This is a genomic window from Thermus sp. LT1-2-5, assembly GCF_040363165.1.
In the GTDB taxonomy this organism is placed as follows: domain Bacteria; phylum Deinococcota; class Deinococci; order Deinococcales; family Thermaceae; genus Thermus.
In genome coordinates, this window is record NZ_BSRG01000006.1 from 90,908 (window position 1) to 116,722 (window position 25,815).

A 25,815-nucleotide genomic window follows, 5' to 3' on the forward strand; every position below is an offset into this window, starting at 1 on the left:
GTGGTGGAAACCCTTCCTACCCTAGAGATCGGCGAGGACGAGCGCTTGGACCTGGAGAACCTGGCCACGGGGGCCTTCGCCCCCGTCCGGGGCTTCATGACCCGGGAGGAGGCCCTGAGCGTGGCCGAAACCCTACGCCTGCCCACGGGGGAGGTCTGGACCCTCCCCATTCTCCTGCAGACGACCGAGAGGCCCCGGGTGGGCCCGGGGGACACCCTGGCCCTCCTTCACCAAGGGGAGCGGGTGGCCCTCCTGCACGTGACGGACGCCTACGCCCTGGACCTTAAGCGCCTGGCCAAGGCGGTCTTCGGCACGGAGAGCGAAGCCCATCCCGGGGTGGCCCGGCTCTACGCCAAGGGGCCTTACGCCCTTGGGGGCAGGGTGGAGGTGCTCAAACCCCGGGCCCGCAGCCCCCTGGAGAAGACCCCGGAGGAGGCGCGGGCCCACTTCCTGGAGCGGGGCTGGCGCACGGTGGTGGCCTTCCAAACCCGCAACGCCCCCCACCGGGCCCACGAGTACCTCATCCGGCTGGGCTTGGAGCTGGGGGACGGGGTCCTGGCCCACCCCATCCTGGGGGCCAAGAAGGCGGACGATTTCCCCACGGAGGTGATCCTCCGGGCCTACGAGGCCCTCCTCCAGGGGTTCCTCCCCCAGGACCGGGTGGCCCTCTTTGGCCTCGCCACCCCCATGCGCTACGCCGGGCCCAAGGAGGCGGTCTTCCACGCCCTGGTGCGGAAGAACTTCGGGGCCACCCACTTCCTGGTGGGCCGGGACCACGCCGGGGTGGGGGACTTTTACGACCCCTATGCCGCCCACCGCATCTTCGACCGGCTTCCCCCCTTAGGGATAGAGATCCTCCGGGTGGGGGCCGTCTTCCACTGCCCCCTGTGCGGCGGCATCGCCTCGGAAAGGACCTGCCCGGAAGCCCACCGGGAACGGCGGCTTTCCATCAGCATGACCAAGGTGCGCGCCCTCCTCCGGGAAGGGAAGACCCCGCCCCCCGAGCTGGTGCGGCCCGAGCTCCTCCCTATCCTGCGGCAGGGGGTGTAGCGAGGGCCCTTTGCACCCGGGGCAGGACCTCGCCCCCTAAAAGCTCGATGGCCCGCAGAACCTTGGCGTGGGGCAGGGTACCCACGGTGAGCTGGAGGACAAGCCTTTCGGGGCGGAAGAGCTCGTACCAGTAAAGGGCCTTCTCCGCCACCCGAAGGGGGTCGCCGATGAAGTCGGCCCCCTCGAGGCCCCGGGACCAGGCGAAATACTCCTGGGTCAGAGGCTGCCACCCCCGCTCCCGCCCGATCCTGTTCATCACCGCCAAGAAGGCGGGGGCGGCGAGGCGGAAGGCTTCCCCATCCTCCTCGGCCACAAAGCCGTGGGCGGCCAGGGTGAGCCTGGGGGTGTGGCCGTGCTCCTGGGCGGTCTTCCGGTAAAGCGCCACGAAGGGCAGGAAGCGCTTGGGACTCCCAGCGATGACGGCGAGGACCAAGGGAAGCCCAAGCCGCCCGGCGCGCACCGCGGACTCAGGGCTGCCGCCGGCCGCCACGAAGAGGGGCAAGGGGTTCTGCTTGGGCCTCGGGTACACCCCCAGGCCGGGGATGGGCTGGGTGAACCGCCCCCCAGGCCAGTAGACCCTCTCCGCTTCCCGGATTTTCAGGAGAAGGGCGAGCTTTTCCTCAAACAAGGCCTCGTAATCCCGCAGATCATAGCCAAAAAGCGGGAACGACTCCACAAAGGAGCCCCGCCCCACCCAAAGCTCCGCCCGCCCCCCGGAAAGAAGGTCCAGGGTGGCGAACTGCTGGAAGACCCGGACGGGATCGTCCGAGGAAAGGACCACCACGGCGCTCGCCAGCCGGATCCTCCGGGTATGGGCGGCGATGGCGGAAAGGACCACCGCCGGGGCCGACACCGCATAGTCTTCCCGGTGGTGCTCCCCCACGGCGAAGAGGGCGAGGCCCGTTTCCTCGGCCAGCTCCGCCTCCTCTAAAAGGCGCCTTAGCCGTTCCTCCGCCGTGGGGGGGCGGCCCAGCTCGGGGTCCAGGGTCCGGTCGCCAAAGGTGTACAGGCCTAGCTCCATACTCCAAGGGTATGGGGCCACTTTATTTTTAAAAGTGCTTGCCCCCACCCTCCGCCCAGGCCAGAAGCCGCTCCGCCCCCCCTATCCGGGCGGGAAGGTAGAGGTGGACGAAGCTCGCCAGCACCCTCCCGTCGGTGTACCCCTCCACCTCCTCCCCCCCCACCCGGCGCCAGGCGGGGCTTGGGGAGGGAGGAAGCCGGGCGTAGTGGAACTCGTGCCCCTTGAAGGCTTCCCCCGCCCGGGCCACGGGGCTATCCCGCAGGGCCTCCACCTCCCGGTAGCCCAGAACGGGTCTTTCGGCCATGGTGGCCTCCCCGGGCACCCGGCCCACCATGGGGTAGAAGCGCTCCCCCACCCAAAGGCCTTGGGAGAGGTACATATACCCCCCGCACTCGGCCACCACGGGCCCGGGGAAGCGGCGGATGGCCTCCCTGAGGGCCCGGTTTTCCGAAAGCCTCTCGGCGAAGAGCTCGGGGTAGCCGCCCCCGAGGAGGAGGGCCTCCGCCTCGGGCAGGGCCTCGTCCTCCAGGGGGCTAAAGGGGAGGAGCTCGGCCCCCAAGGCCTCGAGGAGCTCCAGGGCCTCGGGGTAGTAGAAGCGGAAAGCCTTGTCCCAGGCGTAGGCCACCCGGGCTCGAGGCGGGCGCCTTTCGGGCAGGAAAGGCGGTGCCTCGGGAAGGGGCGGGGCAGAGGCCGCCAGGCGGAGGACCGCCTCCAGGTCCACCCGGAAGGCCCGCCCCAGGGCCACCAAGGGGAGCTCCACCTCCCCCGCCAGGACGAGGCCCAGGTGGCGCTCGGGCAGGGCGAGGGCGGGGTCCTGGGGCAGCCAGCCCAGAAGGGGCAGGCCCAAGGGCGCCAAGGCCTCCTCCAAAAGGGCCGCATGGCGCGCCGAGCCCACCCGGTTGGCGAAGACCCCCACGAGGCGAAGCCCGGGGTCATGGTCGCGGAAGCCCCGCACCAAGGCGGCGATGGAGCCGGCCATGCCCTTGGCGTCCACCACCAGGGCCACGGGCGCCCTCAGGAGCTTGGCCACCTGGGCCGTGGAGCCCACCCTCCCCAAGGGGTCCTTGCCGTCGAAAAGGCCCATGACCCCCTCCACCAGGGCGAAGTCCGCCCCCCTCGCCCCGTGGCGGAAGAGGGCGAGGAGGCCCGCCTCGTCCAGGAAGAAGCCGTCCAGGTTGTAGGGCCTGCGGCCACAGGCGGCCTCCAGGTGGGTGGGGTCGATGTAGTCGGGCCCCACCTTGAAGGGCTGGACCCGAAGGCCCCGCTCCCTAAGGGCCAGGGCCAGGGCGAGGCTCACGGTGGTCTTCCCCGTCCCGGAGTGGGGTGCCGCCAAGACCAGGCGCATCAGTGCTCGATCCCCCTTTGGGCCGGCACGCCCGCGTCGAAGGCGTGCTTGAGCTTGCGCATCTCCGTGACCGTATCCGCTAAGGCCAAAAGGGCCTCCGGCGCCCCCCTCCCCGTGACCACCACGTGCACGTGGGCGGGGCGGGCCTGGAGGGCCCCCAAGAACTCCTCCAAGGAGATCCAGCCGTAGCGCAGGGGATAGGTGGCCTCGTCCAGGATCACCAGGTCGTAGGCCCCGGAGAGGAGGGCTTCCTTGGCCCTCTCCCAGCCCTCCTGGGCCAGGCGGGCGGAGGCGGCAAGGTCTTGGCTCTTCCAGGTGAAGCCGTCCCCTAGGCCCTCGATGGGGATGCCGAGGAGGGCAAGGGCCCTATGCTCCCCGAAGCGGGCGGTGGCGTGCTTGAGGAACTGGAAGACCCGCACCCGCAGGCCCCGGCCGTGGGCCCGCAGGGCCAGGCCGAAGGCGGCGGTGCTTTTCCCCTTGCCATCCCCGGTGTAAACGATGAGAAGCCCCCGCCGCTCCCCCTGGGGCCTGGCGTAGGGCTTTAGACGCCGAGGCTCTTCCATAGGGCATAGCCTAGCAGGGAAGAGAGCTCCGCCAAGGCGATCATGGCCCCCAGGATGTCCCCGTTTACCCCCCCGAGCCGGGCCAGGGCGAGCCGCGCCACGAGGAAGGCGGCGAGGAGGGCGGAAAGGGCGGGCAGAGGGAAGAGGAGGGGAAAGGGGAGGGCCAAGAGGAGGGCAAGCCCCCAGGGCCCCCCCCGTATGGCGGCCGCCATCCCCGGGCCCAACAGGGGGTAGCGGTGGAGGAAGGGCAGGCAGGCGAAGCGGGCGAAGCCCGGGAAGAGGAGGAGGAAAAGGGGGTCTTGCCCCGCCCCCAGGGCCTGCCAGAGGAGGAGGAGGTAAAGCCCCCCCACCCCGAAGGCGAAGGGCCCCAGGTGGGGGTCCTTGAGGATGCGAAGCCTCTCCTCCCGGGGGCGGTGGCCCAAAAGGGCGTCGGCGGCGTCCAGAAGGCCATCCAGGTGGAGAAACCCCGTGAGGCCGAGGAGGGAGGCCGCCTGGAGGGCCGCCAAAAGCCCCGGGGGCAAGGGAAGGAGGGCGAGGAGGGCGAGGGAAGCCCCCAGGGCGTAGCCCACCAGGGGGAAGAAGGCCACCCCGCGGCGGAAGTCCTCCGCCTGGAGCGGCACGGGCACGGGGAGGACGGAAAGGAGGGAGAAGGCGGCGAGAAGCGCCCGCAACACCTACAGGCCCCGGGAAACCCCCGCCTCGGCGAAGGTGGCCATGTGCAGGATGCGGGCCGCAGCCCGGAGGAGGGGCATGGCGAGGACCGCCCCCGTCCCCTCCCCCAGGGCCAGGTCCAGGTTCAAGAGGGGCCTCAAGCCCAGGGCCTCGAGGAGGTGGCGGTGGCCGGGCTCCCGGGAGAGGTGGCCGGCGAAGAGGTGGTCCCGGAGCCCGGGCTCCAGGCGGTAGGCCAAAAAGGCCCCAGCGGTCACGGGGAAGCCGTCCAGGACCAGGGGCACCCCCTGGGCGTAGCCCTCCAGGTACACCCCGGCGATGGCGAGGAGCTCGAGGCCCCCAAGCTCCGCCGCCACCGCCAAGGGGTCCATCCCGGGGCGAAGGCGGGCGAGGGCCCTCGCCACCGCCTCCCGCTTGCGCCTTAGCCCCGCCTCCCCCACCCCCGTCCCCCGACCCACCACCTCCTCAGGGGCAAGGCCCAAGAGCCCAGCGGTGAGGGCGGCGGCGGCTGTGGTGTTCCCGATGCCCATATCCCCGGCGGCGAGGAGGGTGGCCCCCTCCGCCAGGGCCCGCCGCGCCGCCTCCCGCCCCGCCAGGAGGGCCCTTTCCGCCTCCTCCCGGGTGAGGGCGGGCTCCGCCGCCAAGTTACGGGTCCCCTCCCGCACCTTGCGCTTGAGGAGCCGGGGGTGGTCGGGAAGCTCCCCCTTGACCCCCACGTCCAGCACGTACACCTCGCAGTCCGCCGCCAGGGCCAACTGGTTGATGGCCGCCCCGCCCCGGAGGAAGTTCAGGACCATCTGCCGGGTGACCTCCTGGGGGTAGGCGGAAACCCCTTCCGCCACCACCCCGTGGTCGGCGGCGGCCACCACCACCGCCCCCCGGCCAAGCTCCGGCTTCACCCGGCCCTGGATAGCGGCCAGGCGCACCGCCACCTCCTCCAGGTACCCCAGGGAACGGGGCGGCTTGGTGAGCTCCTCCATACGCTTTTGGGCCTCCTCCAAAATACCCCGATCCATGGCCCTTACTATACACTCTTCCCGTGGAGCTCTGGCTCGTGCGCCACGGGGAAACCCTCTGGAACCGGGAGGGGAGGCTCTTGGGCTGGACCGACCTCTCCCTCACGCCCTTGGGGAGGAAGCAGGCGAGGGCCCTCAGGGGCCTCCTCCCGCCCCTGCCCGCCTTTAGCTCGGACCTCAAGCGGGCCCTGGAAACGGCGGCCCTGGCGGGTTTCGCCCCCATTCCTAGCCCCGCCCTGCGGGAGATCCACTTCGGGGCGTTGGAGGGGGCTTTCTGGGAGGAACTGGAGGCGGTCCACAAGGAGGCCCTCCTCCGCTTCCAAGGGTTTGCGCCCCCAGAGGGGGAGCGCCTCGAGGCCTTTCAAGAAAGGGTCTTCCGCTTCCTGGAAGGGCTAAAGGGGTCAGCCCTCCTCTTCACCCACGGGGGGGTGGTGCGGGCGGTGCTCCGGGCCCTGGGGGAAGACAGCCTCGTGCCCTTGGGAAGCGCCGTGGTGGTGGATTGGCCCCAAAGGGTCCTGGGGAAGGTCTTGACACCAACCATTGACGGGGAACCTCCGCCGAAGTAAAACAGGGGCAAGCCCCTTAGCGGGGCCCGTGCGGCTAGGGCGCCCCAAGGCCCGGATGTCTTGGGGCATAAAAGGGGGAAGACCGGTGAAAGTCCGGCGCTGTGCCGCAACGGTAACCGGCCCATACCTAAGGCCCCTCCTCATTGGCCGGAAGCCCGAACACCCGCCCTAGCCCGCGCCTCACCTGCCCCCGAGCAGGGGCGAAAGGAGGCAAGGATGAGAAGAGAACCTGGTCCTCGGCTTAGGCCTGTAGCTTCCCGTACACATAGAGGGACCCCATGACGGGCCTGGATCTTTTGGCCGTGGCCCTAGGGATGCGCCACGGCGTGGACCCCGACCACCTGGCTGCAGTGGACGGGCTTTCCCGGGTGCGCCCCTCCCCCTATAACGGCGTCCTCTTCGCCCTGGGGCACGGTGGGGTGGTCACCCTGCTGGCCTTCCCCGCCGCCGCCCTCCTGGAACGGGTGGACCTGGAGGCCCTCCACCTCCCCCCCCTGCTCCTTCTCCTGGTGGGAGGGCTTAACCTGTACCGCCTCCTCAGACCCGAGGAAAGGGCGCCTGCCCGCCTTCCCCTCCTCCACCCCCTCCTCCTCGGCCTTCTCTTCGGCTTGGGGTTTGAAACAGCTAGCCAGCTCTCCGCCCTGGCCCTTTCTGCGGAACTTTCCCCCTTGCGCCTGGGACTCCTCTTCACCCTGGGGATGCTCCTGGTGGACGGGGTGGACGGGTTCCTGGCAAGCCGCCTGCAGAACCTAGCCCACGACTCGGAGCGGGCCAGGCGGGCGAGCCGCTTCCTGGGCTGGACAGTGGTGGCGGTGGCCTTCCTCCTGGCCGCGGCTGAACTCTTGGCCCTGGACCTCGAGGCCCTCGCCCTCCCCTTGGGCCTGGGCCTCTTTGGGCTTTTAGTCTCCTTGAGGCTTTACGCCCTGCGCCCGGCATGAGCCACCCCTACCCCCCGCCCCGCGACAAGAAGGGAAGCCGCATCGGCTTCACCACGGGGGCTAACGCCGCTGCCGCGGCCAAGGCCGCGGCCCTGGCTCTCCTGGGGGAGGCCCCGGAGGTGGTGGACATCTGGCTTCCCGCAGGCTGGCGGCAGCCCTTCCAGGTCTTCCGCCTGGAGCGGAAGGGGGATGGGGTTTTGGTGGGGATGATCAAGGACGCCGGGGACGACCCCGACGTGACCCACGGGACGGAGATCCAGGCCTACGTGCGCTTCGCCAGCGCAGACCAAATAGAGGGGGGCGAAGGGGTGGGGGTGGTGACCAAGCCCGGGCTCGGGGTGCCCGTGGGGGAGCCCGCCATCAACCCCGTGCCCCGGCGGATGATCTGGGAGGCGGTGCGGGAGGCGACGGACCGCCCCTTGGCCATCGCCATCGCCATCCCTGGAGGGGAGGAGCTGGCCAAAAAAACCCTCAACCCTAGGCTTGGGATCCTGGGGGGCCTCTCCGTGCTTGGCACCACGGGGGTGGTAAAGCCCTACTCCACCAGCGCCTTCCGCATGAGCGTGGTCCAGGCGGTGGGGGTGGCGCGGGCCAATGGCCTTTTGGAGATCGCCGCCACCACCGGGGGAAAAAGCGAGCGCTTCGCCCAAAGGCTCCTTCCCCACCTTCCCGAGATGGCCTTCATAGAGATGGGGGATTTCGTGGGGGATGTGCTCAGGGCGGCGCGGAAGGTGGGGATAGAAGTGGTGCGGATCGTGGGGATGATCGGAAAAGTATCCAAGATGGCCGACGGCAAGACTATGACCCACGCCGCGGGCGGCGAGGTGAACCTACCCATGCTCCTGGGCCTCCTCAAGGAAGCGGGGGCAAGCCCTCGGGCCCTTAAGGAGGCGGAAGGGGCCGCCACCGCCCGCCGCTTCCTGGAGCTCGCCCTGGAGGAAGGGCTTGACCGCTTCTTCCTGAACCTGGTGCGCCTAGCGCAGGAGAAGCTCCAGGCCTATATTGGCCCGCGCCCCTTCGTGAGCGTGGCCCTGACGGACTTCGACGAGGGGCGGTGCCTCGCCGCTTGGCCGGACCGGGAGGTGTACCGTGGATGACCTGATCAAGGCCCAAAGGAACCCAGCCCACCAGATGACGGAAAAGGGCAGGGCCATAGAAGAGGAAAGCTTCAGCATGGTGGACGAGGAAGCCGGGCTCCACGGCTTCTCCGAGCTGGAGTGGCCCATCGTCCGCCGCATGATCCACGCCACCGCCGACTTCGAGTACAAGGAGCTCACCCGCTTTAGCCCAGGGGCGGTGGAAGCGGGGCTCAAGGCCCTCATGGCCGGGGCGCGGATCCTGGTGGACGCCCGCATGATCGCCTGCGGCCTCAACCCTGAGCGCCTCCGCCTTTTCGGCAACGAGGTGGTGGAGCTCCTCTCCCACCCCGAGGTGGTGGAAAGGGCCAAGGCCACCGGAGGCACCCGGGCCGAGGCGGCGGTGCGGTACGCGGAGGAAAGGGGCCTTCTGGAAGGGGCCATCGTGGGGGTGGGCAACGCCCCCACCTTCCTCCTGGCCCTGGTGGAGGCGGTCCGGCGGGGGGCGCGGCCCGCCCTGGTGCTGGGAATGCCCGTGGGGTTCGTGAACGTCCTCGAGGCCAAGCGGGCCCTCATGGAAGCCCCCGTACCCTGGATCGTCACCGAGGGGCGCAAGGGGGGCTCCACCTTGGTGGTGGCGGCGCTCCACGCCCTGTTGCGTCTCGCCGCCGATGGAGGCGTGGACACCTCCAAGGCCTACCGGGGGGGTTAGCCGTGGTCTACCTCATCGGCCTAGGTGCCCGTGGCCGGGAAGGGATGAGCCTCCTGGCCCTGCGGCGGGTGGAGGAAGCGGAAGTCCTCGTCGGGGGGGCGCGGCACCTGGCCCACTTCCCCGAACACCCGGGGGAGAAGCTCCCGCTGAAGGGCCCCCTGGAGCCCCTCCTCCGGGAGGCGGAAGCGCGGGTGCGGGCGGGGAAGAGGGTGGCCTTCCTGGCCTCGGGGGACCCCCTCTTCCACGGCATCGGCAAGAGGGTCCTGGAGCGGTTCCCCGAGGCGGAGATCCACCCCGCCCCCACCGCCTTCCAGGAGGCCTTCGCCCGGCTCCGCCTCCCCTGGGACGAGGCCCGCTTCTTCTCCCTCCACGCCAGGCCCCTTGGGGGGGTGCTCCTGGAGGTTTCCCTCTCCCCCCTTTCCGTGATCTACACCGACCCCGAGAACACCCCCGCCCGGATCGCGGAGGCCCTCCTGGCCATGGGGGTCGGGCCCTTCCGGGCCCACGTGGCGGAAAGGCTCGGGGAGGAGGACGAGCGGGTACGGAGCTTCCCGAGCCTCGAGGCCGTGGTCCAAGAGCGCTTCCTGGACCCCAACGTCCTTATCCTGGAGGCCCAGGGCCCCCTCCCTCCCCGCCTGGGCTTCTTCCCCGACGAGGCCTTTGAGCAGCGGGTGCCCAAGCGGGGCCTCATCACCAAACGGGAGGTGCGGCTTTTGGCCTTGGGCCTCCTCGCCCTTCCCCCGGACGGGATCCTCTGGGACATCGGGGCCGGCACGGGAAGCGTGGGGATCGAGGCGGCGCGGCTCGCCCCTTGGGGCCAGGTCTACGCCGTGGAGAAAAACCCCGAGTCCTGGCCCCACATCGAGGAAAACGCCCGCCGCTTCGGCGCCCACAACCTCGTCCTGGTCCGGGGGGAGGCCCCCGAGGCCCTAAGGGGCCTTCCCGCCCCCCATGCCGTCTTCGTGGGGGGAAGCGGCGGGGAGATGCGGGGGATCCTGGAGGAAAGCCTAAGGGCCTTGCGGCCTGGGGGGAGGTTGGTGGTGGCGGCCATCACCCTGGAAAACCTCTTGGAAGCCCACGCCTTTTTCCGGGAAAGGGGGCTTGGGGTGGAGGGGGTGCAGGTGCAGGCGAGCCGGGTGGTGCCCCTGGGGCCCTACCGCCGCCTGGAGGCGCAAAACCCCACCCTTCTCCTCGCCGCCACCAAGGAGGGCGCATGAGGCTCTACCTCCTGGGCGTGGGCCCCGGGGACCCCGAGCTCATCACCCTGCGGGCCCTCCGCCTCATCCAGCGCCTCCCCGTCCTCTTCTACCCCCAGGAGGAGGGGCGGGAGCCCCTGGCCCTGCGGATAGCCCGGCCCCACATCCCCCCCGGCAAGCCCCTCGTCCCCCTCCCCCTCTTCACAGGGCACGACCCCAAGGCCCGGGAGGCGGCGCGGCGGGAGGCGGCGAGGACCATCCTCGAGGCCCTGGCCCGCCACGGGGAGGGGGGCTACCTGGTCCTGGGGGACAGCCTCCTCTACGCCTCCCCCCTGAACCTCCTCCCCTACCTGGAAGGCATCGCGGTGGAGGCCGTCCCCGGCATCAGCGCCCACCAGTTGGCCGCCGCCCGGGTCCTCCGGCCCATCGCCCTGGGGGAGGGAGGGTTCGCCGCGGTTACGGGGCTCAAGGGGGTAGACCCGGAGGGGCTTGCCCGCTTCCAGAGCGTCTTCGTCTACAAGGCCAAGGACCTCGCCGCCCTGCGGCGGGCCTTCCCCGGACGGAGGGGCTTTGCCTTCCTGCGGCTCGGCCTGGAAGGGGAAAAGGTCCTTCCCCTGGAGGAGGCGGAAGGGGTGAGCCGGGACTACTGGACCCTGGTGGGGCTTTGGGAGGTTCAGGAGGAAGAATGGAAAGGGTAGTCCACGTGGTGGGCGGGGGGCCGGGGGACCCCGAGCTCCTCACGGTGAAGGGGGCGAGGCTCCTGAAGGAAGCCCGCTTCGTCCTCTACACGGGTAGCCTCTTCCCCGAGGAGGCCCTCAAGGCCCTGGCCCCCCAGGCGCGGCTCGCCGACTCCAAGGGCATGGTCCTGGAGGAGATCGTAGCCCTCCTGGGGGAGGAGGCGGGAAAGGGGAAAGCGGTGCGGCTCCACTCGGGGGACCCCGGGCTCTACGGGACCCTCCTGGAGGAGAAGGAGGCTCTCGAGGCCCTGGGGGTGCGGGTGGAGGTGGTGCCTGGGGTCACCGCCGCCTTCGCCCTGGCGGCCCGGGCAGGCCTTACCCTCACCGCCCCGGAGGTAGCCCAGGCGGTGGCCTTCACCCGGCTTGGGGTGCGGACCCCTGTCCCCGAGGGCCAAGACCCCAAAAGCCTGGCGGCCAAGGGCCTCACCCTGGCCATCTACCTCTCGGGCATGCACCCGAGGCGGCTCTCCCGGGAGCTTTTGGAGGCGGGCCTGGCCCCGGACACCCCCGTGCTCTTCGGGCACAGGGTGGGGCAGGCGGGGGAGGAGGTGGGGCTCACGGACCTCCTGGGCCTCGCTCGCCTCCCCGCCCGGGACACCACCGTCTTCCTGGTGGGGGAGGCCTTGCGGGCAAGGGGGGTGCGGAGCCGGCTCTACGACCCGGACTTCCGGCACCGCTACAGGAGGTGAAGATGGGAGAACTCTATCTGGTGGGCGTGGGCCCCGGCGACCTTCCGGGCCTCACCCTAGGGGCCAAGGAGGCGTTGCAAGGGGCAGAGGTGGTGATCGGCTACAGCACCTACATCAAGCTCCTGGAGGAAATGGGGCTTTTGGAGGGCAAGGAGGTGGTGCGCAAGGGCATGACGGAGGAGCTAGACCGAGCGGAAGAGGCCCTGGAGCGGGCCCTTTCCGGCAAGCGGGTGGCCCTGGTCTCGGGGGGAGACCCCGGGATTTACGGCATGGCCGCCCCCGTGCTAGAGCTCATGGAGGAGAGGGGGTTCCACCGGGTGGACGGGGGGGTGGGCTTGCCAGGCCACTTCGCCTGGAAGGAGCAGGAGCTCCTCCTCAAGGTGATCCCTGGGGTCACCGCGGCCAACGCCGTGGCGAGCCTCCTCGGAAGCCCCCTGGCCCACGATACCTGCCTTATCAGCCTCTCCGACCTCCTCACCCCCTGGCCCCTCATCGAAAGGCGCCTCCACGCCGCAGGACAAGGGGACTTCGTGGTTGTCCTCTACAACCCCCAGAGCAAACGGCGCACCTGGCAGCTTGGAAAAAGCGCGGAGATCCTCCTCCGGTACCGCCCCCCGGAAACCCCCGCCGCCCTGGTCAAAAGCGCCTACCGGAAGCGGGAGGAGGTGACCCTCACCACCCTGGCGGGGCTCAAGGAGGCGGAGGCGGGCATGCTCACCACCGTGGTCATCGGGAACCGTTATAGCCGCTTCTTTGAGGGCACCCTCCTCACCCCAAGGGGTTACGGGCTCAAGTACGACCTGGAAACGGGGGAACCCCTGCCGGGGGAGACGCCAGGGCTTTCCTTGCGGAGGCGGGATGGCTGAGGTGGGCCCCCTGCGGCCGGAGCGGGTGGCGGTGTACACCCTCACCCTGCCGGGGCTCAAGGTGGCGGAGGCAGTGCACCGGGCCCTGCCCGGGAGCACCCTCTACGCGGCGGGGAAGTACCGGGGGCTCGTGGAGGCCCGGTTCTTTGACGAGCCCATCCGCGATCTTCTCACCAAGACCTGGGCCCTCCACGACGGGCACGTTTTCGTCATGGCCGCGGGGATCGTCCTGAGGGCCATCGCCCCCCTCATCCTGGACAAACGGGTGGACCCCGCCGTTTTGGTGGTGGACCTCAGGGGACGCTACTTCGTCCCCCTCCTCGCCGGGCACCTCGGGGGGGCCAACCCCCTCGCCCGCTACCTGGCGGAGGCCCTGGAGGGCGAGGCGGTCCTCACCACGGGCACGGACAGCCTGGCGCTCCCCGCCCCCGACCTCCTGGCCAAGGCCCTGGCGGCGAGGGTACCGGACTGGAGGCCCTTAAAGGACGTCTCCGCCCTGCTGGTGGACGGGAGGCCCGTGGGCTTCTACTCCGACTGCGTGGACCTGAGCCCCCTGGCCCGCTACCCCACGTTGCGCCTCCTTTCCAGGCCGGAGCCGGAAGGGGTGGAGGGCATGGTCCTCTTCACGGTGAGGAAGCCCTTTCCCCTCCCCGTCCCCGCCCTCTTCGCCCACCCCCCCGCCCTGGTCCTGGGCATCGGCTGCAACCGGGGGACCCCCCTGGAGGAGATCCGGCAGGAGGTCCTCCGCTTCCTGGAGGAAAGGGGGGTTGCCCTCGAGGCCCTGGCCCGACTCGCCACCGCCACCCTAAAGCAGGACGAGGCGGGGCTTCTGGCCATCGCCCAAGAGCTGGGGCTTCCCCTCCGCTTCCACCCCCCTGAGGTGCTGAACGCCCAGCCCATCCCCAACCCCTCGGAGGTGGTCTTCCGGCACACGGGGCTATGGGGCGTGGCGGAAGCGGCCGTGCTGGCGGAGGGGGCGAGGCTCCTCGTGGAAAAGACCAAGCGGGGCAACCTCACCCTGGCCCTGGGGGTCCTCCCCTTGCGGATCCCCGAGGAGGCCCTGCCGTGATCCTCCTCGCCGCCCACGGCTCCCCCGACCGAAGGGCCCAGGCCCTGGCCCGGGGACTGGCCAAGGGGCTGGCGCGGCGGCTTGGGACGGAGGTCCACCTGGGCTTCATCGAGCACGACCGGCCCACCCTCCTCGAGGCCGCCCTGGCCCTGGCGGCAAGGGGAGGCGGGGTGGTCCTCCCCCTCCTCCTCCTGGGGGCCGGCCACCTCAAGGCGGACCTGCCCCTAGCCCTGGAGGCGGCAAGGGCCCGCTACCCCGAGGCCCGCTTCCGCCTAGCCCGGCCCCTCGGGACCCACCCTGCCCTGGTGGCGCTTTGGGCGGAGCGGCTTCGCCGGCGGGGGGCTACTCCCCAAGACGCCGCCCTCCTAGTCCTCCGGGGGGGCTCGGACCCCGGGGCCAACGCGGAGGGGGCCGCCCTGGCCCGCCTCCTGGAGGAGGCCACGGGCATCCCCACCCTCCCCGCCTACGCCGCCAAGGCCCGCCCTACCCCCCGGGAGGCCCTCCTGCGCCTCGCCGGGCTTAGGCCCCGGCGGGTCTACCTCCTCCCCCACCTCTTCTTCCGCGGCGTGGTGGAAGAACGCCTCTTAAGGCGGACGGAGGGGCTTGCCCTGGAGGTGCTCCCTCCCCTCATGGGCCATCCCGCCCTCCTCGAGGCCCTGGTGGACCGCTACCGGGAGGCCCTAGAGGGGGGCTACGCCCCCTGCGACACCTGCCGCTTCCGCTTCCCCGTGGGCCGCTTTGCTCCCCGGCGGGAGGCGCAGATCGCCGGGCTGCGCGCCCTGCGCCACGCCCTCTTCGCCCCGGGGCGCCACCCCCACGGGCCCTTCACCCACCTCCTCCTCTGCACGGGGGAGGCCTGCCGGGAAGCCGGGGCCCTGGCCCTCCTCCGCGCCTTGGAGGAGGGGCTTAAGGACCTCGGCCCCTGGGTGCAGCTCACCCCCACCCCTTGCCTGGGGCGGTGCGGCAAGGGGCCCATCCTCCTGGCCTACCCCGAGGGGGTAGTCTACGGGGGCATGGAACCCAAGGACGTGCTCCCCTTCCGGAAGGCGCACCTGGAGGGGGGCGAGATCTTTGCGCCCAGACTTTTGGAGGTGATCTAGATGGCATGCCACGAGCTTTCGGCCCTTAGGATTGCCCTAGGAGAACTTTTGGAGAAGGAAGCCCACGACCTCGCCCACGAGCGGGAGGAGCTCGCCCCCGTCCTCGAGGAACGGCCCGAGATCCGGCAGCTGGCCGAGGCCAAAACCTTCCCCGCCCTCGAGGCCGCCCTGCGGGAGGCCCTCCTCCGCCTGGAGGAGAGGGCGGCCCAAGAGCCCCAGGAGCCCTACTGGCGGGGGCTCCTCCTGGCGAGCGAGGCCGCTTTGGCCCGGCTCCAAGCCCTACGGGCGGAGGCGGAAGCCTTCTACCAGGACCTGGACGCCCTCCACCATAGGCTCCACCGCCTCTTCCCGAGAAGGCGGGGATGAGGGGCAAGGTCTACCTGGTGGGGGCGGGATTTGGGGGGCCCGAGCACCTCACCCTAAGGGCCCTCAGGGCCCTGGAGGAGGCGGAGGTGGTCCTGCACGACCGATTGGTCCACCCCGGGGTCTTGGCCCTGGCCAAGGGGGAGAGGATCCCTGTGGGCAAGGAGGGGTACGGGGAAAAAACCCCCCAGGAGGCCATCATCGAAAGGCTTATCGCCCTGGCCCGGGCCGGGAAGGTGGTGGCCCGGCTCAAGGGGGGAGACCCCATGGTCTTCGGCCGGGGCGGGGAGGAGGCCCTGGCCCTCCGGCGGGCGGGCATCCCCTTTGAGGTGATCCCTGGGGTAACGAGCGCCGTGGGGGCCTTGAGCAACCTGGGCCTACCCCTCACCTTCCGCGGCCTGGCCAAGAGCTTCGCCGTGGCCACGGGGCACGACCCCACCCTTCCCCTGCCCCAAGCGGACACCCTGGTCCTCCTCATGCCCCTCCACGCCCTGGCGGGGCTCAAGGAGCGGCTTCTGGAACGCTTCTCCCCCGAAACCCCCTTGGCCCTCCTGGCCCGGGTGGGCTGGCCAGGGGAGGAGGTGCGGCTGGGACGGATCCGGGACCTCCCGGACCTGGGCACAGGCCTCCCTTCCCCCGCCCTCCTGGTGGTGGGGCCGGTGGTGGGGCTTTACGCCGAGCTCCTGTGAGCCTCCTCCTGGCCCTCCTCCTGGACGCCCTCCTGGGGGAGCCCCCCGCCCGCCTCCACCCCGTGGTCTGGATGGGGCGGTATTTGGCCTGGGCCTGGAAGCGGGTTCGGGGCTTTGGCTCCGGGGCCTTCTACTGGACCCTGGGGGCCCTCCTCTTTGCCCTTCCCGCCTTCCTCCTGGACCTCCTCCTCCGCCCCCTGGCCCTGGGGTGGGTTCTCCTGGGCCTCCTCCTGAAGCCTCTCTTTAGCCTCCGGATGCTCCTGGAGGAGGTGCTTGGGGTGGAAAGGGCGCTAGCCGAGGGCCTCCCCCAGGCCCGCAAGCGCCTCTCCCGCATCGTAAGCCGCAGGACGGAGGACCTCTCGCCGGAGGAGGTGCGGGAGGCGGCCCTGGAAAGCCTAGCGGAAAACCTCTCCGATAGCCTGGTGGCCCCCCTCCTCTACTACGCCCTTTGGGGCCTAGGCGGGGCGGCGCTATACCGCTACGCCAACACCGCGGACGCCATGTGGGGCTACCCGGAGCACGGGGCCAAGGGAGCCTTCGCCGCCCGGATGGACGACCTCCTAAACCTCCTCCCGGCACGGCTCACCGCCCTCCTCCTCTGCCCCCCAGGGCTTTGGCCCCGGCTTTGGCGGGAGGCCCGGAAGACCCCCTCCCCCAACGCCGGCTTCCCCATGGCCGCTTTGGCCCTTCGGCTTAGGGTGCGGCTCCGCAAGCGGGGGGTCTACGCCCTGAACCTCGAGGCCCCCTCCCCCACACCCTCCCACACGCGCCGAGCCCTTTGGCTGGCGGGGAGCCTGGGCTACGGGGTGGGGCTCCTCTTGGCCCTGGCCGGGGAGCTCGGGTAGGCGCCTAGCCGGGGCTGCCTGCTCCAGGGCCCCTCCTTGCCCGCCGCGCCTTCACCCTTAGCCCAGGCCCCATTCTCGCCCCGGGTTCTTCCCTACCATGGGGAGCATGCTGGACGACGTGCTAAGGCCCATCCACGGGGGGCCCGACGGGGGCCCCGAGCCCCTTTACGATTTCTCCACCAACGCCAACGCCCTTGGGCCCAACCCCGTGATCCTCGCCCACCTGAAGCGAGCGGACCCGAGCCGCTACCCCGACCCCCTCTACCGCAGGCTCCGGGAGGCCCTGGCGGCGGCCCACGGGGTGGCCCCCGAGAACGTGGCTGTGGGCACGGGGACGAGCGAGCTCATCCACCGCCTGGCCCGCTGGAGCTACCTGCGGGGGCCCATGCTCCTCCTTCCCCCCACCTTCAGCGAGTACGCCCGGGCGGCGCGGGCCCTGGAGCTCCCCCTTTGGGAGGCCAAAAGCCCCGAGGAGTTCCTCGCCCTCCTCCCCAAGAGCTCCCTGGCCTTCCTCTGCGTGCCCAACAACCCCACGGGGGAGGTCTACCCCTTCCTGGAGGAGGCGGCCAAGCGGGCGGGCGGGGCCTTGGTCCTGGACCTCGCCTACCATCCCCTCACGGAAAACCCCCCTCCCCTCCCCCGGGAAGCCTTCCGGCTTTATAGTCCCAACAAGGCCCACGGCCTCACGGGGGTGCGGGCGGGCTACCTGGTGGCCCCCCTGGACCTCACCCGCTTCCAGCACCTCGCCCCCTCCTGGCCCGTTTCCGTCTACGGGGAGGCTCTCCTCCTCGGCCACCTGGACCTCGAGGCCCAGGCCTGGCTGGAGGAGAGCAAAAAGGAGCTTTTCCGCCTGCGGCGCCTCCTGGCGGAGGGGCTCAAGGGACTCGGCCTCGAGGTGCGGGAAAGCCCCGCCAACTTCCTCCTGGTGCGGGTGGGAAGGGCCACGGAGGTGGCCTTGGCCTTGAGGGAAAGGGGCCTCCGGGTGCGGGACTGCACCAGCTTCGGGCTTCCCGAGTGGCTCCGCCTTTCCGCCCAAAAGGAGGAGGCCATCGAGGCCCTCCTCCTGGCCCTAAAGCAGGTCCTCGCCGCAGCTCGGGTAGACTAAGGGCGTGCGGGCGGAGCTTCGGGCCTACCTGGAGGAGGCGGCGAAGCGGCTGAAGGAAGCCTTCGCTTTGGAAGGGCTCTACCGCTTCGGCTCCCACGCCCGGGGCGCGGCGGAGGCCCGCTCCGACCTGGACCTCTTGGGGGTGGCGGAAACCTCCCTGCCTAGAGCGCATCGGGCGGGTGTCGGAGCTCCTCCAAGACGCTTTTGCGCCCGTGAAGGCCTTGGTCCTCACCCCCAAGGAGCTTGCGGAGCGAAAGGCCCTCCCCTTCCTGGCTGGGGTCCTGCGGGAGGCGGTACCCATCTATGAGCCTGGAAAAGCGGCGCGCCGAGGCTAGAACGTTGGAGGTGCGCCTTGCGGGCTAAGGCCCTTGCGATCTGGGGCACCGGAAGCGGGGTGGGGAAAAGCCTCTTCGCCGCCGGGCTTCTCCGCCACTTCCGCCGCCTCGGCCTCAAGGCCGCCCCCTTCAAGGCGCAGAACATGGCCAACCACGCCCGGGTGGCCCGGGGCGGGGAGCTGGCCACCGCCCAGTGGCTCCAGGCCCTGGCGGCGGGGGTGGAGCCCGAGGTGCGGATGAACCCCATCCTGGTGAAGCCCTTCGGGGAGCAGGGGGCCCAGGTGGTGGTCCTGGGCCAGGTGGACCCCTTCCTCTCCTCCCTGCCCTGGAGGGAGCGGAAGGCCCACCTGGAGGCGCCCGTGCGGGAGGCCCTGGAGGGCCTCTTGGCGGAGTACGAGCTCCTGGTGCTGGAGGGGGCGGGAAGCCCGGTGGAGCGGAACCTCTGGCCCGACCTCCCCAACCTCGGCGTGGCGGAGTGGGCCGGGGCCAAGGCCCTCCTGGTGGCGGACGTGGACCAAGGGGGGGCTTTGGGGGCCCTTTACGGCACCTGGGCCCTTTTGGGGGAGCACCGGGAGAGGCTTGTGGGCTTCGCCTTCAACAAGTTCCGGGGGGACCTCTCCCTCCTCACCCCCGCCTACCGCCTCCTGGAGGGCTGGACGGGGGTGCCGGTCCTGGGAACCCTTCCCATGCTCCCCCTGGAGTTCCCCGAGGAGGATGGGTTCCGCCACCGCCTTAGGGCCGGGGATGGGCCCAAGGTGGCCATCCTCCGCTACCCCCACGCCTCCAACCTGGACGAGTTCTGGCCTCTTGCCGAGCTGGCCCGCCCCGTCTACGCCCGAAGCCCCGAGGAGGCGGAAGGGGCCGAGCTCGTGATCCTTCCGGGAAGCCGCCTCCCCGCCCGGGACCTCCCCTGGCTCCGGGGCTTCCTGCCCCTCCTCCGGCGCCACCTGGAGGCGGGCAGGCCCCTCCTCGCCGTCTGCGGCGGGGCGGAGATGCTGGCCGAGGCCATCCTGGACGAGGAGGGGGTGGAGGAAAAGGGGTTCTTCCCTGGGCTTGGCCTCCTCCCCTACCGGGTGCGCATGCGCCGGGAAAAGCGGGTGGAGGGGAAGGAGGTGGCCATAGCGGGGCTCAGTGGGTACTGGGCCCGGCTCAACGGGCTAAGGGTGCGGGGCTACGAGATCCACCACGGGGAGGGCCTGCCCCTCTTCCACCAGGAGGGAAGCCTCCTCGCCACCTGGCTCCACGGCCTATTGGAAAACCCCGGGGTGCAACGGGCCCTCTTCGGCCGGGAGGCGCAGGCCCTGGAAGACGCCCTAGACGCCCTGGCGGACGCCCTCGAGGCCCACCTGGACCTCACCCACCTCCACCGGAGCCTGGGGCTTGCCCAAGGGGCACCAAAGGGGGTGAGCCCCGGCCTTCCCGACCCGCCCCCTGAGCCCGGCCTCGTCCTCCTCCTGGGAGGGGCAAGAAGCGGCAAGAGCCGCTTCGCCCAAAGGCTCGCTGGCCCCCACGCCAGCCTCATCGCCACCGCCGAGCCCCGGGACGAGGAGATGGCTACGCGGATCCGCCGCCACCAGGAGGAGCGCCCCCCCACCTGGGAAACCCTGGAGGAGCCCATCGCCCTGGCGGAAGCCCTAGGGAAGGCCCGCCACCCCACGGTGGTGGTGGACTGCCTTACCCTCTGGGTGTCCAACCTCCTGGAAAAGGGCCTGGACCCCTTGGCGGAGGCCGAGCGCTTCCTACAGGCAGTACACCGTAGCGGCAAGCGGGTCATCGCCGTGTCCAACGAGGTGGGTATGGGCATCGTCCCTGCCCATCCCTTGGCCCGCCGCTACCGCGACCTCCTGGGGGAGGTGAACGCCCGTTTGGCGGAAGCGGCAGAAGCGGTGTACCTGATGGTGGCGGGCCAAGCCTTGTCCCTCAAGGGGCCTAACCCCGCACCCGACGTCGGTTAGGTGGAGGCTCGGGCAGGGCCTCCACCCGCCTGGCCCTTTCCAGCCTGAGCCCCTGCACCTCAGCCAGCCGGGGCAGGTCCTGGGGACGGAGGTCCACGTAGAACCCTTCCTCTCCTTGGGCGATCTTTCCCACCTCGAGGCCCTTCTCCTTTAAAAGCGCCACCAGCCGGGGCAGGGTGAGCCTGGGCCCCGTGGCCTTGAAGGTGAGCCAGCCCTCCTCTCCCGTAAGGAGGCTCTTCTCCTTGGGCGCCCCGCCCAAGAGAAGGGCCATGAGGGCCGCCACCACCTCCACCCGCCCCTCGGCGAAGAGGCGGCCGGCAAAGTCCAGGTAGGGCTTGTAGTCCCGCTCCGGCACCCGGGCCAGCCGCGCCAAGAGGTGGTGCCACTTGGCCTCCAGGACCTCCTCGGGGGTGGGGGGGTTCACCCGCTTGAAGGTACGCCCCACCGCCCGCTCCAGCTCGGCGAGTTCCCGCTTCTCCCGGGGGCCGTAGAGGATCACCACCTCGCCCCCCCGCCCGGCCCGCCCGGTCCGGCCGGAGCGGTGTTGGTAGGTTTCCACCTTGTCGGGCAAGCGGTAGTGGACCACCAGATCCACCTCGGGGATGTCCAGACCCCGCGCCGCCACGTCCGTGGCCACCAGGATCCGCACCTCCCCCTCGCGGAAGGCCCGCATCACCCGCTCCCGATCCGTCTGGGAAAGGTCCCCGTGGATGGCCCGGGCAGGGTGCCCAAGGCGCAGAAGCCCCGTGGCCACCTCCTCGGTTTCCGCCTTGGTACGGGTGAAGACGATGGCCCGCTTCGGCGCCTTCACGTAGAGGAGATCGGAAAGGAGGGCCAGGCGGTCGCTTGGGGCCAGGATGGCCTCCTCCTGGTAGGTGACCCCTTCCTCCCGCACCACGTTGATGACCACGGGGGCCTTCATGTACCGCTCGGCGAGCCTCCGGGCCCAAGAAGGCAGGGTGGCGGAGAAGAGGAGGGTCTGCCGCTCCGCCGGGGTGGCGGAAAGGATGGCCTCCACCTCCTCCTCAAAGCCCATGGAAAGCATCTCGTCCGCCTCGTCCAAGACGGCGATGCGCACCTCAGAAAGGTCCAGAGCCCCTTGCTTTAAGTAGTCCAGGGCCCGCCCCGGGGTAGCCACCACCACGTCCGCTCCCCGGGCCAGCTCCTCTTTTTGCTTGGCGTAGCCGGTACCCCCGTAGACCGCCACCACCTTCAGGTGGGGGGCCACGGCGCTCACCTCCCCCGCCACTTGGAGGGCCAGTTCCCGGGTGGGGGTGAGGACCAGGGCCCTGGGCTTCCGCCCCCGCACCGGGCTCGGCTCCAGGGCCTGGGCGATGGGCAGGGCGAAGGCCAGGGTCTTGCCGGTGCCCGTACGGGCCTGGCCGATGAGGTCCTTGCCTTCCAGGGCCAAGGGCAACGCCGCCGCCTGGATAGGGGTTGGGGCGGTGATGCCCCGCCGGGCCAAGGCTTCCTGGATCTCTTCCTTCAGGGGAAAGTCTTTGAACTCCATTCTCACTCGCTTCCCGGGCCCCACCCGCGCCCGAAAAGGAGAGGGGTAAAGCCCGTAAACTTTTTAAGTCTAGTGAACTAGAGCACGAATGTCAAGGGAAGGACCTCCACCTCCGCACCCTCGGGGGCGTCCTGGTCCGGGGGGAGGACCACCAGGGCGTTGCCGAAGGCCATGGAGCGGAGGACGCCGCTACTTTGGTTGCCCGTGGTGCGCACCGCAAGCCCCCCCTCAAAGGAGAGCACCCCCCGGCGGAAGACCTTCTTGCCCTTGGCCCCCTTAAAGGGGGTAAGGGCTTTGGCCTTGAGGGGGCGGTACGGGGGGTCATTGCGCCGTTGGAGCCGGAAGAGGAAGGGCCTGCCGTAGAGGAAGAAGGTGACCATGCTGGACACGGGGTTTCCCGGAAGGCCCAAAACCGGGAGCTCCCCAAGCCGGGCCAGGAGCAGGGGCCCCCCAGGCTGTTGCTTCACCTTCCAGAAGACCACCTCGCCCCGCTCCTCCAAGACCCTCCGCACCACGTCGTATTCCCCCATGGAAACCCCGCCCGAGGTGAGGAGGAGGTCCAAGGGCCCCGCCCCCTCCAGCCGGGCCAGAACCTCCTCAGGGCGGTCCGCCACCTTGCCCAGGAGGACGGGCTCGGCTCCCGCCTCGAGGACCAACCCCAACAGGCTGTAGGCGTTGGAGTTGTACACCCCGCCAAAGGGCAAGGCCTCCCCCGGCTCCACCACCTCGTCCCCCGTGGAGAGGATCCCCACCCTGGGCCGGCGGAAGACCTTTAAGCGAGGGTAGCCCATGGCCGCCGCCAGGCCGAGCCTCCCGGGGGTGAGGAGGTCGCCCCGCCGCAGGTAAACCTCCCCCCGCTTCAGGTCGTCCCCCTTGGGCCTGATGTCCTTGGGGCTCGCCGGGGCGAAGAGGAGGACGTGGTCCCCTTCCCGCCTGGTGTCCTCCACCCGCACCAGGGCGTCGGCCCCGGAGGGAAGCGGAGCCCCCGTGTAGACCGCCACCGCCTCCTTCTCCCCGACCCTTCCCGCAAAAGGCCTGCCCGCCGGGGCTTCGCCGATGACCCTCAGGCGCACGGGGTTTTCCGGGGAAGCCCCAAGGGTATCCCGCTCCCGACAGGCGTAGCCGTCTATGGCGGTGTCGTCCTGGTCCGGGTGGTCCACCAAGGAGGCCAGGTCCTCGGCCAGGACCCGGCCGTAGGCCTCCCGCAAGGGAAGCTCCTCCACCCCTAGCTCCCCTCGAGCCTCCGCCAAAACCAGCTCTAAGGCTTCCTCCACGCTAAGGTTCGTGCGCATACCCAAAAGTCTAAGGGAGCCGCAAAGCCCCTGCTCCCACCGCCTCAGGAGGATAGGGAAGGGGCCGGGCCCAAGCCTTCAAAAGATCCTCGTATCCCTTGGGGTCCATACCCGGCCTCTCCTCCATCAGAAGGGCCAAAGCACCCGCAACCCAAGGCGCGGCAAAGGAGCTTCCTCGGCACACCGCCCCCACCCCGCCCGGCCCCCGGCAGGCCACCCCCTCCCCTGGAGCGAGGAGGTCCAGGTACGCACCCCAGGTGCTGAAGGGAGCAGGCCCTTCTAAGCGCGCATCCAACGCCCCCACGGCCAAAAGCCCAGGCAGATCCAAGGCAGCGGGGTAGTGGGCCGGCCCCTGGGGCCCCTGGTTGCCTCCCGCCGCCACCACCCCCACCCCCTCCGCCAAGGCCCGGCGCAACACAGCCTCCAGAACCTCCACCGGCGTCTCCCCGCCCAGGCTCAGGTTGAGGACTAGGGGTCTAGGCCCCGCCAAGGCGTAGCACACCCCCTGGACCACGCGGCTCGCCCGACACACCCCCCGCTCGTCGCACACCCTTAGGGGCAGGATCCTGGCCTCCGGCGCCACCTCCAAAACCAAGGAGGCCACCTGCGTGCCGTGTCCACCGGGAAAGCCGTCCTGGGGAAGGGGATCGCCCTCCACGAAATCGTATCCCGGCAGGAAGCGTCCCCCGGGGAAGGGCTCTACCCCTGTATCCAGTACCGCCACGGTCACGCCCCCTCCCCGAACACCCCTAGCCCAAAAGCCCCTCGCCCCGGCGATCCCCGCCCCTTCCTGGTCCAAGGACCAAAGGCTTTCCGGATCCGCCTTGTACGCGGGGTCTTGAGCCTCGAGGGCCTCCAGGGCCAAACCCAGGGGAAGGCCCTCCACCCTAAGCCGATAAAGCCGCAGACCACACTCCCCTAGGCGCTGCTCCTCCACCACCTGGAACCCTGGGGGCAGGCGGAGGGGCTTCTCCTCCGGTAGGAAGAGAAGGGCCTCCTCCCGCACCACCCGGCCCAGGACCACAAGCTCCGCCTCCACCGCAGGGCTTCCCCGGGCCACAACCCGTCTTTTCCCTCCGGGCACCTGGGGGACGCGGAAGCGCACCTCCCCGGGCCGCCGTTCCACCACGGGCGCCTCCACGCCGTCCACGGTGACCCGAACCCTTTCCGGGGAAATGTCCCCGATGCCGAAGCGCACCTCCTCGCCCACCAAAGCCCTGCGCGGATGGAGGACCCCCGGGGGAAGGGGTGTGGCGCTTTCCCTAAGAAGGCCCAGGGTAAAGAGAAGGGCACCACCCAAAAGGAGCAACAGCCCTCCCACCAGGCCCCAGGGCATCTCGGGTGCAGGCTTAGTCTCCATAGGAGAATTCTACGGCGCGAGGCGAACCATGCGCTCTCGGTACCGCTCAGCAAGGGACTCGTGTCCGATCTCTTGCAGGAGGGCCACCGCCTCCTCCAAAAAGGTCCTTTCCCCCCGTAGCTCCCCCAGGTTGGCCAGGACCGCGGCCGTCAGCACCATCTCCCCCGCCTCCTGGGCCAGGAGAAGGGCCCTGCGGTAGGCTTCCTCCGCCTCCTCCCGTCGCCCCTGGCGGTGGTACAGGGCTCCCAGGTTGTTCCAGGCTCGCCCCAGAACCTCGAGGCTACCCCCCTCCTCCCCCAGGTCCAGGGCCTCGCGGTAGAGGCTTTCCGCAGCAGCAAAATCGCCGAGCCGCTCCCGGTAGACCCCTAGGTTGAGAAGCAGCCGGGCCCGGGCCAAGGTTCCCTTAGCCCCCGAAAGGGCCTCCTGGAAGGCCCACTCCACCGCCTCCCTGGCCGCTTGGCCCTCGGCCAAGGCCAGGGCGCGGTTGCCCAAAGCCCCGGCGTAGCGCTCCTCCTCCCCCTGAGCCAGGAAACGCACCGCCGCCCGAGCAAAGGCTTCCGCCGCCTCCAGGGGCTTACCCTCCCCGAGGAGCAGGTACCCCCTAAGGTTCCAGGCCTCCGCCGAAACCCCCCTTATGCCCTCCAGGGCCTGCCAGGCCTCCTGGCGCCGCCCTAGCCGAAAGGCGATGATGCCCTTCAAAAGGCGCACTTCCTCGCTTTCGGGAAGGTCCGCCAAGAGCTCCAGGGCTTCCCGGAAGCGCCCAAGCCGCTCCAAAGCCCGGACGCGCAACAGGCGAAGGGGGGGAAGGTCAGGAGCGTCCCGCAGAAGGTCCAAGGCAACCTTGGGGTTGCGGGGAAGAAGTGCCTTCGCCTCCGCCACAAACGCCTCCACCGCCCGCGATAGGTCCTCCCCCCGGAGTAAGGAAGGGGCAAGGCGGTAGAGGTGCACCGCCTCCCGCAGGGGACGCCCCCGCGCCAGTTCCAGGGCTTCCTCCTGGGCCTCGAGGCTCAAGGGAGGCCTCAGCAAGGGCCTTCCCTTGGCGTCCACAAGGCCTCGGAGCCTCAGGCGGGCAAGGGTTTCCCCTCCGGGCGTCTCCCCGCCTAGGTATAGGCGGAAAAAGGCCCGCCGCTCCTCCTCGGGCAGAAGGAGCTTATCCAGGCGGGGCAAGCGAGGCGGTTCAAGAAGCCCAGGCAGGGAAAGGAGGCGCTCCCAAAGGACCTCTGCCTCCTCCACAAAGCCCAAGGCCGCCAGGCCCAAAGCCGCCCGCTTGACCCCCCGGGCCACCTTCCGCGCCACCTCCTCCCGCTTGCGCCACACCCACTCCTCGAGCTCCTCCGAGAGCTTTAGGGTAAGGCGCTCCAGAAAAGCCCCGCGGTATAGGCGCAAGGCCTCCTCCACTTTCCCTTCCCTAAGGGCCTGAAACACCAAGGGAAGGTCAAGGTCCACCCGGGCAGCCAAGACCTCCTCCCCCGTCACCACCCCAAGGGGCCGAAGCTGCACCAAGGCCACGGCCAGGCTGTTGAGGGGGTCCCGGGCTCGAGGCCAAAAGAGCTCCGCCAAATGGCGGCGCGGCTTGGGCCCCTCCACCGCTAAATAGGCCAACAGGAGCAGGGGCTTCTCCCGGCCAAACCCCACCCCCTCCAGCTCTGGCCCGCCCAGGGTGCGGAGAAGGCGCATGTTCCTATACTACCGCTCCTCTATTCATCCCCTATTCATCCCCCGTTCAGGCCCCATTCACGCCCCCTTTG

At 70.4% G+C, this 25,815-nt stretch carries 26 protein-coding genes and 1 riboswitch; of the genes, 17 read left to right on the plus strand and 9 right to left on the minus strand.

Annotated elements, in window-relative coordinates:
* A complete protein-coding gene (locus ABXG85_RS07605; protein WP_353513115.1) occupies positions 1–1,050 on the plus strand; it encodes a sulfate adenylyltransferase in 1,050 nt (349 codons plus the stop codon).
* Here ABXG85_RS07605 and ABXG85_RS07610 read toward each other — a convergent pair.
* From ABXG85_RS07610 to cobT, 5 genes are read right to left on the minus strand one after another with little or no spacing between them, the layout of a single operon-like run.
* The gene (locus tag ABXG85_RS07610; RefSeq protein WP_353513116.1) at positions 1,028–2,071 is read right to left on the minus strand and encodes an LLM class flavin-dependent oxidoreductase; all 1,044 of its coding nucleotides are present in this window, start codon (positions 2,069–2,071) and stop codon (positions 1,028–1,030) included. The two genes, ABXG85_RS07605 and ABXG85_RS07610, sit on opposite strands and share 23 nt — an antisense overlap.
* Before the next feature lie 28 nt (positions 2,072–2,099).
* On the minus strand, positions 2,100–3,416 hold the full coding sequence (locus ABXG85_RS07615) for a cobyrinic acid a,c-diamide synthase CobB (RefSeq protein WP_353513117.1): 1,317 nt from the start codon (positions 3,414–3,416) through the stop codon (positions 2,100–2,102).
* Positions 3,416–3,979, minus strand: coding sequence for a cob(I)yrinic acid a,c-diamide adenosyltransferase (gene cobO / locus ABXG85_RS07620; RefSeq protein ID WP_353513118.1), 564 nt, complete (start codon positions 3,977–3,979; stop codon positions 3,416–3,418). The genes ABXG85_RS07615 and cobO overlap by 1 nt, the downstream gene beginning before the upstream one ends.
* The gene (locus ABXG85_RS07625) at positions 3,958–4,653 is read right to left on the minus strand and encodes an adenosylcobinamide-GDP ribazoletransferase (RefSeq protein ID WP_353513119.1); all 696 of its coding nucleotides are present in this window, start codon (positions 4,651–4,653) and stop codon (positions 3,958–3,960) included. Before ABXG85_RS07625 ends, cobO begins: the two co-directional genes overlap by 22 nt.
* Positions 4,654–5,664: a nicotinate-nucleotide--dimethylbenzimidazole phosphoribosyltransferase gene (gene cobT / locus ABXG85_RS07630; protein WP_353513120.1), complete on the minus strand. Its 1,011-nt coding sequence runs from the start codon at positions 5,662–5,664 to the stop codon at positions 4,654–4,656.
* Between the two features lie 23 nt (positions 5,665–5,687).
* Here cobT and ABXG85_RS07635 point away from each other — a divergent pair, with 23 nt between their 5' ends.
* The 16 genes from ABXG85_RS07635 to ABXG85_RS07710 all read left to right on the plus strand — a co-directional run bounded on the left by ABXG85_RS07635 (position 5,688) and on the right by ABXG85_RS07710 (position 19,905).
* Positions 5,688–6,230, plus strand: a complete 543-nt coding sequence (locus ABXG85_RS07635) for a histidine phosphatase family protein (protein WP_353513121.1) — start codon at positions 5,688–5,690, stop codon at positions 6,228–6,230.
* A gap of 21 nt (positions 6,231–6,251) precedes the next feature.
* Positions 6,252–6,415, plus strand: a riboswitch (cobalamin riboswitch).
* 93 nt (positions 6,416–6,508) lie between these two features.
* Positions 6,509–7,168, plus strand: a complete 660-nt coding sequence (locus ABXG85_RS07640) for a HoxN/HupN/NixA family nickel/cobalt transporter (RefSeq protein ID WP_353513122.1) — start codon at positions 6,509–6,511, stop codon at positions 7,166–7,168.
* The gene (locus ABXG85_RS07645; protein ID WP_353513123.1) at positions 7,165–8,265 is read left to right on the plus strand and encodes a cobalt-precorrin-5B (C(1))-methyltransferase; all 1,101 of its coding nucleotides are present in this window, start codon (positions 7,165–7,167) and stop codon (positions 8,263–8,265) included. The genes ABXG85_RS07640 and ABXG85_RS07645 overlap by 4 nt, the downstream gene beginning before the upstream one ends.
* The gene (locus ABXG85_RS07650) at positions 8,258–8,956 is read left to right on the plus strand and encodes a precorrin-8X methylmutase (RefSeq protein ID WP_353513124.1); all 699 of its coding nucleotides are present in this window, start codon (positions 8,258–8,260) and stop codon (positions 8,954–8,956) included. Before ABXG85_RS07645 ends, ABXG85_RS07650 begins: the two co-directional genes overlap by 8 nt.
* Positions 8,957–8,958: 2 nt before the next feature.
* A complete protein-coding gene (cbiE, locus tag ABXG85_RS07655) occupies positions 8,959–10,173 on the plus strand; it encodes a precorrin-6y C5,15-methyltransferase (decarboxylating) subunit CbiE (RefSeq protein WP_353513125.1) in 1,215 nt (404 codons plus the stop codon).
* Positions 10,170–10,850 carry a precorrin-2 C(20)-methyltransferase gene (locus ABXG85_RS07660; protein WP_353513126.1) on the plus strand — a complete coding sequence of 227 codons (681 nt, stop codon included), beginning with the start codon at positions 10,170–10,172 and terminating at the stop codon, positions 10,848–10,850. The genes cbiE and ABXG85_RS07660 overlap by 4 nt, the downstream gene beginning before the upstream one ends.
* Positions 10,838–11,578, plus strand: coding sequence for a cobalt-precorrin-4/precorrin-4 C(11)-methyltransferase (locus tag ABXG85_RS07665; RefSeq protein WP_353513127.1), 741 nt, complete (start codon positions 10,838–10,840; stop codon positions 11,576–11,578). Before ABXG85_RS07660 ends, ABXG85_RS07665 begins: the two co-directional genes overlap by 13 nt.
* A 2-nt stretch (positions 11,579–11,580) precedes the next feature.
* Positions 11,581–12,444, plus strand: coding sequence for a precorrin-3B C(17)-methyltransferase (gene cobJ, locus ABXG85_RS07670; RefSeq protein WP_353513128.1), 864 nt, complete (start codon positions 11,581–11,583; stop codon positions 12,442–12,444).
* Positions 12,437–13,513 carry a cobalt-precorrin 5A hydrolase gene (locus ABXG85_RS07675; RefSeq protein WP_353513129.1) on the plus strand — a complete coding sequence of 359 codons (1,077 nt, stop codon included), beginning with the start codon at positions 12,437–12,439 and terminating at the stop codon, positions 13,511–13,513. The genes cobJ and ABXG85_RS07675 overlap by 8 nt, the downstream gene beginning before the upstream one ends.
* A complete protein-coding gene (locus ABXG85_RS07680; RefSeq protein WP_353513130.1) occupies positions 13,510–14,613 on the plus strand; it encodes a CbiX/SirB N-terminal domain-containing protein in 1,104 nt (367 codons plus the stop codon). Before ABXG85_RS07675 ends, ABXG85_RS07680 begins: the two co-directional genes overlap by 4 nt.
* Positions 14,614–14,979, plus strand: coding sequence for a DUF3209 family protein (locus ABXG85_RS07685; RefSeq protein WP_353513131.1), 366 nt, complete (start codon positions 14,614–14,616; stop codon positions 14,977–14,979). It abuts the gene before it with no gap.
* On the plus strand, positions 14,976–15,665 hold the full coding sequence (cobA, locus tag ABXG85_RS07690) for a uroporphyrinogen-III C-methyltransferase (protein ID WP_353513132.1): 690 nt from the start codon (positions 14,976–14,978) through the stop codon (positions 15,663–15,665). Before ABXG85_RS07685 ends, cobA begins: the two co-directional genes overlap by 4 nt.
* Complete coding sequence (gene cbiB / locus ABXG85_RS07695; protein WP_353513133.1) at positions 15,662–16,510, plus strand: adenosylcobinamide-phosphate synthase CbiB; 849 nt, start codon at positions 15,662–15,664, stop codon at positions 16,508–16,510. Before cobA ends, cbiB begins: the two co-directional genes overlap by 4 nt.
* Positions 16,511–16,616: 106 nt before the next feature.
* Positions 16,617–17,615 carry a pyridoxal phosphate-dependent aminotransferase gene (locus ABXG85_RS07700; protein ID WP_353513134.1) on the plus strand — a complete coding sequence of 333 codons (999 nt, stop codon included), beginning with the start codon at positions 16,617–16,619 and terminating at the stop codon, positions 17,613–17,615.
* Positions 17,616–17,619: 4 nt separating this feature from the next.
* The gene (locus tag ABXG85_RS07705; protein WP_353513135.1) at positions 17,620–17,922 is read left to right on the plus strand and encodes a nucleotidyltransferase domain-containing protein; all 303 of its coding nucleotides are present in this window, start codon (positions 17,620–17,622) and stop codon (positions 17,920–17,922) included.
* Between the two features lie 45 nt (positions 17,923–17,967).
* Positions 17,968–19,905 carry a cobyric acid synthase gene (locus ABXG85_RS07710; RefSeq protein WP_353513136.1) on the plus strand — a complete coding sequence of 646 codons (1,938 nt, stop codon included), beginning with the start codon at positions 17,968–17,970 and terminating at the stop codon, positions 19,903–19,905.
* Here the strand turns inward: ABXG85_RS07710 and ABXG85_RS07715 are convergent.
* The 4 genes from ABXG85_RS07715 to ABXG85_RS07730 all read right to left on the minus strand — a co-directional run bounded on the left by ABXG85_RS07715 (position 19,880) and on the right by ABXG85_RS07730 (position 25,744).
* Positions 19,880–21,415, minus strand: a complete 1,536-nt coding sequence (locus tag ABXG85_RS07715; RefSeq protein WP_353513137.1) for a DEAD/DEAH box helicase — start codon at positions 21,413–21,415, stop codon at positions 19,880–19,882. The genes ABXG85_RS07710 and ABXG85_RS07715 overlap by 26 nt on opposite strands.
* Positions 21,416–21,492: 77 nt before the next feature.
* Entirely contained in the window at positions 21,493–22,707 is a 1,215-nt protein-coding gene (locus ABXG85_RS07720; RefSeq protein WP_353513138.1) for a molybdopterin molybdotransferase MoeA, read from the minus strand.
* Between the two features lie 10 nt (positions 22,708–22,717).
* Positions 22,718–24,067, minus strand: a complete 1,350-nt coding sequence (locus ABXG85_RS07725) for a S8 family peptidase (protein WP_353513139.1) — start codon at positions 24,065–24,067, stop codon at positions 22,718–22,720.
* A 9-nt stretch (positions 24,068–24,076) separates the two neighbouring features.
* Entirely contained in the window at positions 24,077–25,744 is a 1,668-nt protein-coding gene (locus tag ABXG85_RS07730; protein WP_353513140.1) for a tetratricopeptide repeat protein, read from the minus strand.
* Positions 25,745–25,815: the final 71 nt, after the last annotated feature.

What these genes read in the sequence shown, in the direction of transcription:
- ABXG85_RS07645 (WP_353513123.1), top strand. Translation starts at nt 7,165, where the DNA reads ATGAGCCACCCCTACCCCCCGCCCCGCGACAAGAAGGGAAGCCGCATC.
- ABXG85_RS07685 (WP_353513131.1), top strand. Translation starts at nt 14,614, where the DNA reads ATGGCATGCCACGAGCTTTCGGCCCTTAGGATTGCCCTAGGAGAACTT.
- cobJ (WP_353513128.1), top strand. Translation starts at nt 11,581, where the DNA reads ATGGGAGAACTCTATCTGGTGGGCGTGGGCCCCGGCGACCTTCCGGGC.
- ABXG85_RS07675 (WP_353513129.1), top strand. Translation starts at nt 12,437, where the DNA reads ATGGCTGAGGTGGGCCCCCTGCGGCCGGAGCGGGTGGCGGTGTACACC.
- ABXG85_RS07610 (WP_353513116.1), bottom strand. Translation starts at nt 2,071, where the DNA reads ATGGAGCTAGGCCTGTACACCTTTGGCGACCGGACCCTGGACCCCGAG.
- ABXG85_RS07730 (WP_353513140.1), bottom strand. Translation starts at nt 25,744, where the DNA reads ATGCGCCTTCTCCGCACCCTGGGCGGGCCAGAGCTGGAGGGGGTGGGG.
- ABXG85_RS07725 (WP_353513139.1), bottom strand. Translation starts at nt 24,067, where the DNA reads ATGGAGACTAAGCCTGCACCCGAGATGCCCTGGGGCCTGGTGGGAGGG.
- ABXG85_RS07640 (WP_353513122.1), top strand. Translation starts at nt 6,509, where the DNA reads ATGACGGGCCTGGATCTTTTGGCCGTGGCCCTAGGGATGCGCCACGGC.
- ABXG85_RS07715 (WP_353513137.1), bottom strand. Translation starts at nt 21,415, where the DNA reads ATGGAGTTCAAAGACTTTCCCCTGAAGGAAGAGATCCAGGAAGCCTTG.
- ABXG85_RS07720 (WP_353513138.1), bottom strand. Translation starts at nt 22,707, where the DNA reads ATGCGCACGAACCTTAGCGTGGAGGAAGCCTTAGAGCTGGTTTTGGCG.
- ABXG85_RS07615 (WP_353513117.1), bottom strand. Translation starts at nt 3,416, where the DNA reads ATGCGCCTGGTCTTGGCGGCACCCCACTCCGGGACGGGGAAGACCACC.
- ABXG85_RS07665 (WP_353513127.1), top strand. Translation starts at nt 10,838, where the DNA reads ATGGAAAGGGTAGTCCACGTGGTGGGCGGGGGGCCGGGGGACCCCGAG.
- cobO (WP_353513118.1), bottom strand. Translation starts at nt 3,979, where the DNA reads ATGGAAGAGCCTCGGCGTCTAAAGCCCTACGCCAGGCCCCAGGGGGAG.
- cobT (WP_353513120.1), bottom strand. Translation starts at nt 5,664, where the DNA reads ATGGATCGGGGTATTTTGGAGGAGGCCCAAAAGCGTATGGAGGAGCTC.
- cobA (WP_353513132.1), top strand. Translation starts at nt 14,976, where the DNA reads ATGAGGGGCAAGGTCTACCTGGTGGGGGCGGGATTTGGGGGGCCCGAG.
- ABXG85_RS07700 (WP_353513134.1), top strand. Translation starts at nt 16,617, where the DNA reads ATGCTGGACGACGTGCTAAGGCCCATCCACGGGGGGCCCGACGGGGGC.
- ABXG85_RS07660 (WP_353513126.1), top strand. Translation starts at nt 10,170, where the DNA reads ATGAGGCTCTACCTCCTGGGCGTGGGCCCCGGGGACCCCGAGCTCATC.